This is a genomic window from Loktanella sp. DJP18 (assembly GCF_049310965.1).
In the GTDB taxonomy this organism is placed as follows: domain Bacteria; phylum Pseudomonadota; class Alphaproteobacteria; order Rhodobacterales; family Rhodobacteraceae; genus Loktanella.
Genome location: NZ_JBMERN010000112.1, coordinates 1 through 12,238, shown reverse-complemented (window position 1 = coordinate 12,238; position 12,238 = coordinate 1). Strand labels below are relative to the sequence as shown.

Below are 12,238 nucleotides of genomic sequence, written 5' to 3'. Positions count from 1 at the left end.
GACTGAAGACCAAACAGCATTGTCCGCGGTCGAGAAGAGAGCGACAACAAACAACGGCGCAAGAACAAAGACAGCAAGCCATGCCGCGATACGCGCGCCACGGCCATGCTGGCAGCAAAAGCCCACATCGACATGAGGGTCTTGCGTCATATTTTGGGTGCTGTCTTTCATCTCAATGAGATTGGTATCGGACATCCGCATTCGGAAATTGCAAAGCCACTTTTTCCGATACACTATTTCGGCCCCATATCCTCATCACGGCAAGACCGCATATACGCCCTGCGGTCTTAAAATATGGAGTGCAGCGTAAGCTGTATGGGTCCGAGCGAGCGCCCGTCAGGGCCGAACCGATAAGCGGAAAATACTGACAAGCCAGGGATCGGTTGGCATCATGGTCGAGGAGGGATGGAAGTCCCTCCTCCGATCATTCCTTAAAGAACATACGAGTTGAAGGCGCGCCCCGCACCCCGTTTGGGTGGGGCTGCGCAGCCCGCCTTTCAGAGGTGGAAGGTGAGAAAATCATCATCGAGCAGCGCCCGATGACACCACTTCCATGGTGACCCAACATCAGGACACGCACAGATGGCCAAACTGCACTTCATCTATAGCACTATGAACGCCGGAAAATCGACCCAGCTTCTGGCGACACGCTTCAACTACTTGGAGCGGGGTATGACATGCCTGCTGCTGACCGCAGCCCTGGACGACCGGTATGGCACCGCAAAAATCACGAGCCGCATGGGTATCTCGGCTGACGCGCAGGTTTTCAGCAAGACAGACGACCTTCTGGTCAAATACCTGCTTGGCGCGAAAGAAGCCGGCATCGCCTGCATCCTCGTGGACGAGGCACAATTCCTGACCCGCACACAGGTCGGTCAGCTCGCCTCGGCCGTAGACATGCTGGGCATTCCCGTCATGGCTTACGGTCTGCGCACGGACTTCCGTGGTCACCTCTTCGAGGGCTCTGATGCGCTCATGGCCCTCAGCGACGATCTGCGGGAGCTCAAGACCATCTGCCACTGCGGCCGCAAGGCCACCATGGTGCTGCGCAAGGATGCCTCAGGCCGCCCGACGCTGGAAGGTGACCAGGTCCAGATCGGTGGCAATGACACCTACGTCACGCTCTGCCGACAGCACTGGACAAAGGCACATGCCGAGGCGCGGTCCTCGCATATCGTCCCAGAGGCATATGCGGCCGAGTGATCGCAGCCTCTCCCCGAAGACACAGCTTTCTCGCAATCTCATATCATCCGGAAATCACATGCTCGACGCCACCCGCACCCACACTTCTGTCTTGATCATCGGTTCAGGCCCTGCCGGTTACACGGCCGGTGTCTATGCCGCGCGCGCCATGCTGGCACCCATCCTGGTCCAGGGCATTCAGCCCGGTGGACAACTGACGATCACCACGGACGTCGAGAACTGGCCCGGCGACGAAAGCGTGGAGGGGCCGGATCTCATGATCCGCATGGAAGCGCATGCTGCCCAAACAGGATGCGATATGATTGCTGACATCGTCACCGATCTGGATTTCAAGACATACCCATACACAGCCACGCTCGGCAGTGGGAAGACACTGACCGCGAACTCCATCATTCTTGCCACCGGTGCCCAGGCCCGTTGGCTTGGATTGCCAAGCGAGGAGTTCTTCAAGGGCTTCGGCGTCAGCGCCTGTGCGACCTGTGACGGCTTCTTCTATCGCGGCCAGGACGTAATGGTCGTCGGCGGCGGCAACACCGCCGTTGAAGAGGCTCTCTTCCTGACAAACTTCGCCTCCTCCGTGACCCTCGTGCACCGCGGCGACAGCCTCCGGGCCGAACGTATCCTTCAGAATCGGTTGTTCGCAAACCCGAAGATCAAGGTCCTGTGGAGCAGCGAAATCGTGGAGATCATGGGCACCACCGCTCCGCGCGGTGTCGAGACGGTCCGGGTTCTCGATAACGCAGCTGTCGTCACATCTGATATCGCCGTGAAGGGCGTCTTCATTGCGATCGGACATAAGCCGGCATCAGAACTCGTAGCGGGCAAGATCGAAACGCACTCTGGCGGCTACGTCAGAGTCGAGCCAGGCACGACGCGCACGGCGATCCCGGGTGTCTTTGCGGCTGGCGACCTGACGGACCACGTCTATCGCCAGGCTGTGACGTCGGCCGGCATGGGCTGCATGGCCGCATTGGACGCCGAACGTTTCCTTGCGTCACAGCGTGCTATGGCTGCCGAAAAGCCTGCCGTTGAAGACTACGTGTAGCCGATCACCTCCACCTCGGCGACGCGGGCAAGCAAGAGCCTGAAAACGTCATCGTTATAGCGGTGCCCTTTGAAAAAATTGGCGAACTGGCACACCAGCTGGATGTTGCCACGCACGTATCCAAGACTTGAATCGATCCGATCCGCAGAGACCAGGAAATGCCTGTCGAAGGGTGTTTCCGCTTCGCCATCGTAGAGCATGTGGCACCCTGTCAGACGACAGGTGCGGCCAAGCTTCATGAGCACAAGGAGATACGCATCGATCTCCGCATCGCTCATGTTGGTGCCCTTTTCCTTGACCTTTTTCAGAACCATCTGGCCATTGGCATTCTTGATTGTGTCCTTGATCGTAAAGGCCATGCGCCTGAGTGCTTTCTCCGCCGCATCGGTGACGGTCGATCCGGCAGCGACACCTGGAACCTTCCCATCCTCCCCCGGCCTCCTCCAGCTTCCAAGCACCCATGCAAAACTATGGGCGTCAATCAGTCGGACATCGGAGGCCGTGCGCGCAGCAAGCACGCCCTGGATCATCCGCAGATCAGAAAGCAAGTCCTGATAGTTTAACCAGGAAGCGCGCCCCTTGAGCTTCAGGCTGCAACCTGACTCAGCGAGACCACGCTGGATGCCACCGGGCGTCACGGGAACGAAACGGTCCATATCCTTGACGAAGAACAGATACCCCAGGAGGGGATAGTTCTTGCCCAACATCTCGACAAGCGCGTCAAAGATCTCTCCCTCAGACGCCGTATCGAGATAGAGATCCCGCAGTAGAAGCTCGATCTCAGCGCACTCGCCTCCCCCATCCTGTTCGATCCGGACAAGATCCCGATGCGCAAACGCCGGCGGCCACCATGTCAGAACATTGTTCTCCGGAATGGCGATCGCCCCGATGACCCGCCTGAGAATATCGCCTTCTCCAGGCTTGAACGCCGGCCAGTCGCCAAGGCCAAGCCTGGTCCTTGCCAATGCATGCACGCGGGATTTATATCCCTCCTGACCGTCGATCACGCCGGACCTGAAATCCGTGAAGTCACGACCCATAGGCTCATGCGCCTTCAGGATCTTGCGAAAGAGTGCAAACCCCTGGTCAAAATCCGTCTCTGCAATCCCAGCCTGCACGCACTATCTCCCGCACCAACGAACAGACTCATCATGATGCGAGACGAGGTGCACGCGCAACTGCGTTGCACGCCAAATTGAGCAAATCAGGGCCGCACCGCGATCACCCCTGATATGATCATCGCGTTACGGAAACCCGACATCGACTCTGATGAACAACGGTGGCGCATCCCGCCTGAAGGTCAACGATGCGCAGGAACCTGGTCAGAATGGCCGCCGTCAAAAATCCCACGGAGCATCGCCACTGACGGTTGCGGAGGAAATGGCGCCTCGATCAGACGCTTGCTGCGTCATCCGGGTCAGGCGTGCCGCCGCCGAACTTCACCAGGTCAGATCCAAGGAAGTGACGACCCGGAAGACGATGCGCCGCTTCCATGATTGAAAAACTTCCAGCGGCAGGGTCGATGATCAGATCACCAGGATTTGTCGTGGCCTCCAGCAAGGCCGTCTGCAACAGGACGGGCTTTTGATGCACGTGCCCGCGATCTGAGATCTTTTCCTCCACCACGTCGGGAATGTTGTGCTTCGTCCAGACACCCTTCGCCCGCTTCGGCGCTTTTTGCAGGATGATCAGGTATTCCGATTTGCGGCGCGTGCGGTATCCCATCCCGATCTTGCCCTTGTTCCAGGTCAGAAGATCGACGATCTCGAGACGCGTCCCCATCGTCCAGTTCGAGATGCCCTCACACAGATGAAACTTGTCGACCCAGAGGAAGAGATGCCCGGACGGGCGCAGAACGCGGTCGATGTCCTGGAAGAAGGATACGATCATCTCCTCCGGCATCTGCTCCATCTCAAAGCGACGGCGCTGCCGCTGACCCTCATTGCCATATTTCATCTTGTCCATGACGCCACGATACTGCGGATCGAAGAAAACGACCGCGGCCGCATCATCGCGCACACACCCCAGGAGTACGCGGCCGTCGCAATAATTGCGCACGTCGAGTGAAACATGCGACCCGTCCTTGAGGAATGGGTTGTCGAGGCAGTCGGTCGGTGTATCCAGCATGTTCGCTCCAGCGCGGTGGTGTGCGCAGGATATGGGTCCCGGGAGGCCCCCTCTCGAAACAGATCCGAATTTTACTTCTTCCGCGGAAAAGCGAGCCAATATTCCTGTCATGCCTCTGGAGCTCGTTGGAAGAGCAGAAGTCCCTAAAACTTCGTGTCCGGGTTCGAAGCCCGGCAGAGGCACCAAAAAAAGCGGCAGACCACTTGGCGCGACGCTTAAACGGTCCCATGTTCAAAGAACGGAACGCGAAAACAGGAAGAAAAAAGACCATGTTGTAGATCGATACCACCGACAAAATCGAAGACCTCTCCTCAAACGCCCCTGCGACCACGATCGCAACCGAGGAAAGAGAACAGGACCTGCGGCTTTACGCGGTTCTGCGCAGCGATATCCAGATCAGCTCTGGAAAAGCGATTGCACAATGCGGGCACGCCTACGTTCAGACCTTCATTGCAGCCCTTGCTGACCGTGATCCGCGGTCCGAAGCTTATGCACGTCTCACGCCAGGCACGAAAATAACCCTCGACGGCGGCTCTCTGACAAACCTCATCGCCCTGCGCGACAAGATGGTTTCCAGAGGTATTCCGCACGCCCTGATCACTGACAGGGACCATCTCGAGCTGCCTGATTTCGATGGATCGCCGACAGTCACTGCGCTCGGTATCGGGCCAATCACGCGCTCGGATGCCCGCAGACTCCTGTCGCGGCTGCCGCTTTGGGGTGCTGCGCGCTCAAGGGGAGGCGCATCATGACCTGATAACCCGACAGCCAGGTAACCTATCCAAATCCCGTTCACCATCGATATATCAGGAGATTTTCACGATGGCTTTCGACACCACAACAACCGACACACCCAAGAACGACTTCAACACAGATGCGCAGAAGGCCATAGTTGCCTTCATCGGCGGCTTTCCCTGGAATGTTGGCCCCACCCTGCCCGCTGACGACGCGACGATCGCAGACATCGACGCCAGCGGCATCTTCAGTGATCTGGCAAGCCGTGAGGCCTACCTGCTTTGGGTCGCCGACTACAAGCAGATGGTCAATGCGGCCGAAACTCACATCCGCGCCCGAAAGGCCATGCGCAAGAACCCTGACGTCGGCGTGCGCTACACGGCCCAAAGCCAGGCCGATACCATCGGGCGCTGTGTCACATGCGCCATCAGGATGCGCCGCCTTGGCAAGCGCTGGAGTGCGGCACAACGTGATGCCGCCAAGATGCTCTGACCTACACAACATGCGAACCGGCAGAGATGCCGGTTCGTTAACTGGACCCCATCATTAAAATACAACTCCCCGCATCCTGTGGACGCAATCTCCCATTCGAAGCCAACAACGGCCTTTGAACAAGAAAGACGGAGACCCTCATCATGATGCTCGCAATCGTTCGCACCCTGGACAACCACGAATTCGTTGGCGTGTATGCCGCAGCCGACCTTGCCGAAGTGCGCGAGCTTGTCGATGAGGTCGCAACGCCGAGCGACTGCCAGTATACACAAATCGAAAAAGGCGGCTTTTACGCCACTGCATCAAGCACGACCACAGGCCTGGAGTATGCGCCGACCGGCGATCTCCTCGACATGATCTCGGACCCTGAAACGTGCGAATGGAGTGCGCTCGATCCGCACAATGAGAGCCTGGGCTCCCAGCTCGATGCCTTGCTTTCGACCGCCGCCGGCCGGAAAATGATCGCCGACCTTTACGCCGGGAAAGCGAATGTCAGTCTCGCCAAGCCCAAGGCGGCGTGAGGTCGACACGCGCTGCAAATGAACAGGTGGCGGCGACACCCGAAGTGTCGCCGCAGGACCTATTTCCACGATGTGACTGCATCGCGAGGAATATTCCATGTTCTCCAAATACGACAAATCAAAAGCGGCCTCCCTGGAAGCCTTTCCTTCTGTCGCGCGTCTTGCGTCGGAAGGAAGCCTTACATTCTCTGAAGCGGCAGAAGCCATGTATGCGCGTGGCGAGATTTCGCGTGAAGACCCACGGATGCAGATCGACCCCGTTCAAGTCTCCAAGCTCTCATCCCTGCGGATGTCAGAGTTGATGACGAATTTTGAGAAGATCGCCAGCGATCAGAAGAACAACGGTGCAGATGCGGCAACACGTGCGCGCTATGCTGCTGTCGTCATGGCCGGAGCAGACACGCTCAAACCCCTTGATGACCTGGCACACAAGCGACCAGATCTTGCGACGCAAGCTGAATTCATGGCATTCCGCATGACAAAAGCCGATCCAAGAAATCCTGCCGCACGGGATATGATGGCTCTGGCTGCCGCTGCATCCAACAGTCAGATCCGGGAGCGCGCCTCGCGCGGTTTTGAGACCGGCAACATCGCCAAAGCTGCAAAGACACAAGGTAGATCGTGGATCGCGGTTCGCGATGATCTCGTGCGCTTCGGCGCGCTGAGCGATGCAGATCCACGCAGGAAGATCCGCAATGCTGACGTCCTTGACCAAGCAGGTGGCATCATCAAGAGATCTAACACGCTCCCCGCAGATCATCTGGAGGATGTCGCAATGCGACGCCTCAAGAAGAACCCCAAGGACGAACTTGCGACGGCGTGGTTGGCTACAGCAGGCAGTCTTGCGTCCGACAACGTTCCAGGCAAAGTCAAGGGCGCTGAAGTCGCAGGCATTTTGCCAGCGAAGGGCAAGCTCTTCGGATCGGTTATCGCCAAGAAGCGCGCAGCAGGATTTGAACTTGGATGATTGACGGCGGATATCCTCCGCCGGCCTCAGATCGAAAAACTGACCCCACAGCCACATGAGGATGCGGCGTTCGGATTGTCGATGACAAACCGGGCGCCCACAACTTCGTCCTGGAAGTCGATTGCAGCGCCATCCAGATATGGCAACGATACGGGATCGATCAGAACTTCGTTTACACCGTTTGACAAAACGATGTCTTCAACCTGCGAAGCAGAAACAAGTTCCATTTCGTAGCGAAATCCTGAACAGCCTCCCCCTAAAACCGAAATTCTCAGCTTCTGGCGCGCGTCGTTGGCGGCACCTGCGTTAATCTCTTCGAGACGTAAAAACGCTGCTTCGGTAACACGGATCGGTAATTTCATGCTCAGTGCTCCAAGTAAAATTGCCGACCATAGACCTATAGGTCGCTTTTTGGAGATGGAACTTGTGAAAGGCGGTGACAAGCGTCAGCAGCCGGATTATTCCGGTGACGTCTACACGGCAATTTCCGACCGTTAAACCTTGTGTCAGAATTTCCTCGAGGTTCTCCGGCGGCACACCATGATAAGGACCAGATAAATTATGGCCGATACTACCCTCACGCCTGAGATTCAGGCAAATATTCTCGAAGCTGCCAAAGCTGTTCGCGCTCTCGGGAAAAGATCCATCGATCTGACGCCAGCAGATGTCGTCTTTCTCTGCATCGATCCCGTTCTGACTGCCCTTGGCTGGAACACCCGCGACCCGCGTCAGGTCCGGCGCCAGGATGGCGATAAGGTCTACCTCGAAGAAGGCGGCAAATCCCTTCTTGTTCACGCTTTGTCCATGAGCACTGACATTCCGGCTTCTTACGATGTCGCAAGCGATGCGCCCTCATGGGTAGTAGTGACGAACGGCATGACCTGGAGTGTTTTCCACAGCGCACATCCCGAGGCTGCCTTCATGACAGGTTCGCTCGAGACCGTCCCGGTCGCGCGCAGTGCATTTCCAATGCTGTCACTGTTCCGCAAAGGCGCTCTGAAATCTGGAGAACTGAATGCGGCATGGAGCGCAGAGTCGATCGATGACGAAGTGACCGCTGCTCTCAAGGCTCACCTTGCAGGCTCGGACGCCCTTGTCAGTGCGATCCAGTCCAGCATCGCCGGCAAGGAAGCTGGCGCTGAGGCGGTCAAGGCCGCCATCGCTCGCCTCACTGTCAGCATCAACGGTGATGCGGTCGCGTCAACCCAATCCTCTACGGCTACTGCCGGGCAAGAGACCGCGCCTGCCGGGGCTCCGGCTGCAAAGCAGAAGGCCGCAACGAAAGTTGGCAAAGTCAAACCTGCAAAGGCGAAATCTACAAAAGCCAAACCCGCAAAAGCCGCATCCGCACAAAAAGCCGCAGATGCACCCAAGGCTGAAAAAGCGGTGCCTGCAAGCTCCAAACCTGCCACCGCAGAGATGTCAGTCGAAGATCCGGGCTGGCCAGAAGATGCGACACACGTCATGCGCCGCAAGAGAACGATTGCCTACATCAAATACGACAAGAAAAGCCAGACATCCGTCCTCCTGCCTGGCAGTATCGTGACCGCCGCCATCGGCAAATCACTCAACCCGCCGCAGTTGGAAGCCCGCGAGCAAGCGGCCAAAAATGGCAATCTCGCTCCAGTGGGTGATATGTTGCGCGTCATGGAGCCGATGGAGTTCGAAAATCCACGCCTTGCAGCAACTTTCGCAGCTGCGACACTGGTGAAGGATATCACCGTTTGGACCGCAAAAAATGGCCGTGCCATAGGGGGTTCGAAGCCAGCATCTGCAACGAAGGCCGCACCAGCCACACAGCCTGAAACTGAAACACCCGCACCTGGGCAGACAGATCCTGCGGCTGAAACTCCCGCTGAGACCCAGGCACCTGACGATCAATCGCAGGACACTGAAAACAGCAATCAGCTGCCCGCGGATCTTCCTGATGAGCTGATGCCGGCCAACGCTCAGTAAGCCATCGTCCGCACCCAAATGCGGCATCACAGAGTGGCCGCCCGCATGTCGGGCGGCCTTTTGCATTTTATCCTGCCGCATTGCCAGGACCATCACCATCTTATGAGTGCGGAGCCAGGACACATATGAGCCTGATTGAAATCCGATCACCAGGAGGCGTTCATTCAGCCGACAACCGACAGATCCGGAAAGCAATGCAATGCCAATACAGATCATCGTATCCGCCTTAGCGAGCCTCTTCCTGGTTTCGGCACTCTGTCAGCCTCTTGCCGCAAGGCTGAAGCTTCCACTTGCCGCGGTCCTGGCTATTGCCGGCATCATCTTGTCGATCGCAGCAAACTGGGCTCAGTCCCACTTGATTTACGGACCGCTGGCAAAAGTTGGCGAGACGGCCGCGACAGTCCTAAGTTTGCCGATCTCCTCGGATATCTTCGTATATGTTCTGTTGCCTGTCCTGCTCTTCCAAGGGGCCGTCGGTGTCGACATCCGACATCTCGTACGCGATAGCGTTGCAATCATGCTGCTCGCCATCCTTGCCGTGCTGCTTTCGATCGGCCTTATCGGCGGCGCAGTCCACCTGATTTCCGGGATCAGTCTTACGGCCTGCCTACTGCTGGGCGCCATCATCGCAACCACAGACCCCAGCGCCGTCATCAGCATGTTTCGCGATCTCGGAGCGCCAGCGCGCCTCACACGCCTCGTCGAAGGCGAAAGTCTTCTAAATGACGCGACAGCGATCGCCGCGTTCAACGCACTTCTCGCAGCACTGCTGATTGGAGCAACACCGTCCTGGCGTGATTTCGGACTTCAAATCGGCACAGGCTTGATCGCAGGTGCAGTAGTCGGTATTGCCTCCGGCATGGTGGTAGCTCGCCTTCTCGGTCGACTACGTCAGTTCCGATCAGCACAGATCACACTGACCCTGATCACGCCCTACATTCTCTTCTCTGCCTGTGCCGCCTCCCCTTACGTCTCTGGCGTCGTCGCAACGGTTGCAGCCGGCATTACCATCGGCGCCATTGCGAGGTCCCGTTTTGACAGGGTTGATTTCCGTTTCATGCGGGAGCTTCTCGACCAGGTTGCCGACTGGTCGACAGGGCTCATTTTCATCTTCGCCGCCCTTATCGTGCCGCGCATCCTGGCACAGGCATCCATCTCGAACATGTTGATGCTTGCGGTCGTCATCGTGACCGCCCTAACCGCCCGTGCAATCATTCTCTGGGGCGTTGCCCCTCTGCTGGCTGCGGCCGGGCTGATGCGACCTGTCGGCCACCAGATGTCGACAGCTTTGCTTTGGGGTGGACTCCGGGGGGCCATGACTCTTGCCCTTGTCCTGTCCGTGGCTGAAAATACCCTCATCGCGCCTGATGTCAAAAGCGTCATTACATTCCTCGCGACGGGATATACGCTCTGGACCCTCCTTGTGCAGGGCACGACTTTGAGGATTATCGTCGACCGCCTGGGGTTGATACAGCTGGCACCCGTCGACCGGGCGTTGCGCAACCAGGCTCTCGGGAGAGCGATTGATGCCACCCGGGACCGCGTGAGACAATTCGCGCGCCGCGCCGGTCTCGACACAGCACTGGTCGAGAATGCCATCACGCCGTACGAGAAGCGACTGAAGGCCGCCCTCAACGACACATCGTTCGAGACGGAAATCACCGACAAGGAAAAGCTGCGACTGGCACTTGGCGCGCTGGTGAACCACGAGCGCAACCTCCTGCTCGACCAGCGCTGGAGCTCAGGACTTCCGTCATCAATGATCGACCAGTATCTCTATGCACTCGACGTGATGCGCGACGAGGCGCGCATGGTGGGGCACGTGGGATACCTGCGCGCCGCACGTCTGCCTTACCGCCAGACGGCGCAGTTCAGGGTCGTCAGCACCCTTTACCGCATGACCGGTGCGGAAGGTCCTCTGGCCAGCTATATCGCCAGGCGTTTCCACTATCTGCTCGTCAACCGTGTGCTCGTGGCGCAGCTCGTTTGGTATGTCGATGCGCGACTGAAGCCGATCTTTGGAGGGCGCATCACCGAAATCATCGCCGAAATCGTGAGTAGAAGACGCGAAGAACTGGAGCGCAATATTGAAGCGATCCGCCTCCAATACCCTGCATTTGCCCACGACCTCGAGCAATCCATGGTTCAGCGCTATGCGCACCATGAAGAGATCGCACAGATCAATACGCTGCTCGACTCGGGCGTCATTGCACCTGATATCGCACGCTCGCTCATTGCAGAGGCAGAAGACCTGAATAGGTCGGTCCGGCGCGCGGGACACATCGACATCGAGCACGCAAAACCAGAGCTGTTGCGGATGTTGCGGCTCTTCGAGGGATTTTCAGACAAGCAGCTTGCTGATGTCGCCAAGCGCATGCGTCCGGCCGTCTTCGCCGCCAACACCACGATCTATAAACCAGGCGACCGCGTCGACCAGATCTACTTCATCGCGAATGGTGCCGTGGAAGTCGACCGGGAGGGTGATATCCAGCGTCTGGGGCGTGGCCAGGCCTTTGGCCAGCTGCGCGTCCTGAACCCCGCGCTGAAGCCTGCCACGGTGCGCGCAATTTCCTACTCGCACTGCTTCCGTATGACGGTGAAGGATTTCCGGGACATGTTGCGGCAGCAACCTGAGTGGAGCACGGGTCTGTTGTCGTCACGGGTGACAACAACAACAACAACAACAACAACAACAACAGCAGCAGCGGCGGCGGCGTCGGCAGAATAAGCGGTGCCTGCACACCGGGTCGCTTTACACGACGACCCGGTGTGCAGGCACCCGACGAGAGAAGAGGAGAGGACAGCTCATGTATTCACAGCGCGGGACGCCAGCCCAGGAGCATCTGCGCGCCCTGTGTGGATACATTGCCATACCTTTGGCCATGTCCCGCACATCCGTGCTTGGTGAGGCCATGAGGCACGTGCCCGCTTGCCCGGCAGACGCACTGACCCTGGAAATCGTCATCAGTGCAGCAGATTTCGATTTACTCAAGCATGCGGAGGATTGCCTCGGTGATGATCTCTACCATCTGCCAAAAATCGAGGATCACGGCATCTGGCGAAAGGTTTACACGGCCAACATGTCGTCTGACATGCGGGCGCATTTTGCGCGCCGCGCCCTTTCGCTCAACCCGCTGACCAATGAAAGCTTCGGCAAGCTGACTCATACGGCAGTCGGAAATGAGAATATGG

At 57.9% G+C, this 12,238-nt stretch carries 13 protein-coding genes; 9 read left to right on the top strand and 4 right to left on the bottom strand.

Features of this window, described 5'->3' with window-relative positions:
* On the bottom strand, positions 1-195 hold a 195-nt coding region (locus ACOI1H_RS20235; RefSeq protein ID WP_422439704.1), incomplete at its 3' end, for a hypothetical protein.
* A gap of 387 nt (positions 196-582) precedes the next feature.
* On the opposite strand from ACOI1H_RS20235, the gene ACOI1H_RS20230 reads away from it, so the two are divergent.
* Entirely contained in the window at positions 583-1,203 is a 621-nt protein-coding gene (locus tag ACOI1H_RS20230) for a thymidine kinase (RefSeq protein ID WP_422439702.1), read from the top strand.
* 58 nt (positions 1,204-1,261) lie between these two features.
* On the top strand, positions 1,262-2,248 hold the full coding sequence (trxB, locus tag ACOI1H_RS20225) for a thioredoxin-disulfide reductase (protein ID WP_422439701.1): 987 nt from the start codon (positions 1,262-1,264) through the stop codon (positions 2,246-2,248).
* Here the strand turns inward: trxB and ACOI1H_RS20220 are convergent.
* A complete protein-coding gene (locus ACOI1H_RS20220; RefSeq protein WP_422439699.1) occupies positions 2,239-3,366 on the bottom strand; it encodes a hypothetical protein in 1,128 nt (375 codons plus the stop codon). The two genes, trxB and ACOI1H_RS20220, sit on opposite strands and share 10 nt — an antisense overlap.
* A gap of 274 nt (positions 3,367-3,640) precedes the next feature.
* Positions 3,641-4,375: a DNA methyltransferase gene (locus tag ACOI1H_RS20215; protein WP_422439698.1), complete on the bottom strand. Its 735-nt coding sequence runs from the start codon at positions 4,373-4,375 to the stop codon at positions 3,641-3,643.
* Between the two features lie 278 nt (positions 4,376-4,653).
* Here ACOI1H_RS20215 and ACOI1H_RS20210 point away from each other — a divergent pair, with 278 nt between their 5' ends.
* From ACOI1H_RS20210 to ACOI1H_RS20195, 4 genes are all read left to right on the top strand, one after another.
* Complete coding sequence (locus ACOI1H_RS20210; protein WP_422439706.1) at positions 4,654-5,127, top strand: peptidyl-tRNA hydrolase; 474 nt, start codon at positions 4,654-4,656, stop codon at positions 5,125-5,127.
* 70 nt (positions 5,128-5,197) lie between these two features.
* Entirely contained in the window at positions 5,198-5,602 is a 405-nt protein-coding gene (locus tag ACOI1H_RS20205; protein ID WP_422439697.1) for a hypothetical protein, read from the top strand.
* 143 nt (positions 5,603-5,745) lie between these two features.
* Positions 5,746-6,123, top strand: a complete 378-nt coding sequence (locus ACOI1H_RS20200) for a hypothetical protein (protein WP_422439695.1) — start codon at positions 5,746-5,748, stop codon at positions 6,121-6,123.
* 97 nt (positions 6,124-6,220) lie between these two features.
* A complete protein-coding gene (locus ACOI1H_RS20195) occupies positions 6,221-7,090 on the top strand; it encodes a hypothetical protein (RefSeq protein WP_422439694.1) in 870 nt (289 codons plus the stop codon).
* A 26-nt stretch (positions 7,091-7,116) separates the two neighbouring features.
* On the opposite strand, the gene ACOI1H_RS20190 is transcribed toward ACOI1H_RS20195, so the two are convergent.
* Complete coding sequence (locus ACOI1H_RS20190) at positions 7,117-7,452, bottom strand: HesB/IscA family protein (RefSeq protein ID WP_422439692.1); 336 nt, start codon at positions 7,450-7,452, stop codon at positions 7,117-7,119.
* Positions 7,453-7,651: 199 nt separating this feature from the next.
* Here ACOI1H_RS20190 and ACOI1H_RS20185 point away from each other — a divergent pair, with 199 nt between their 5' ends.
* The 3 genes from ACOI1H_RS20185 to ACOI1H_RS20175 form a co-directional block, all read left to right on the top strand.
* On the top strand, positions 7,652-9,046 hold the full coding sequence (locus ACOI1H_RS20185; RefSeq protein ID WP_422439691.1) for a hypothetical protein: 1,395 nt from the start codon (positions 7,652-7,654) through the stop codon (positions 9,044-9,046).
* 199 nt (positions 9,047-9,245) lie between these two features.
* Positions 9,246-11,774 carry a cation:proton antiporter gene (locus tag ACOI1H_RS20180; protein WP_422439689.1) on the top strand — a complete coding sequence of 843 codons (2,529 nt, stop codon included), beginning with the start codon at positions 9,246-9,248 and terminating at the stop codon, positions 11,772-11,774.
* 79 nt (positions 11,775-11,853) lie between these two features.
* A partial coding sequence (locus ACOI1H_RS20175) for a hypothetical protein (protein ID WP_422439687.1) occupies positions 11,854-12,238 on the top strand: 385 nt, incomplete at its 3' end.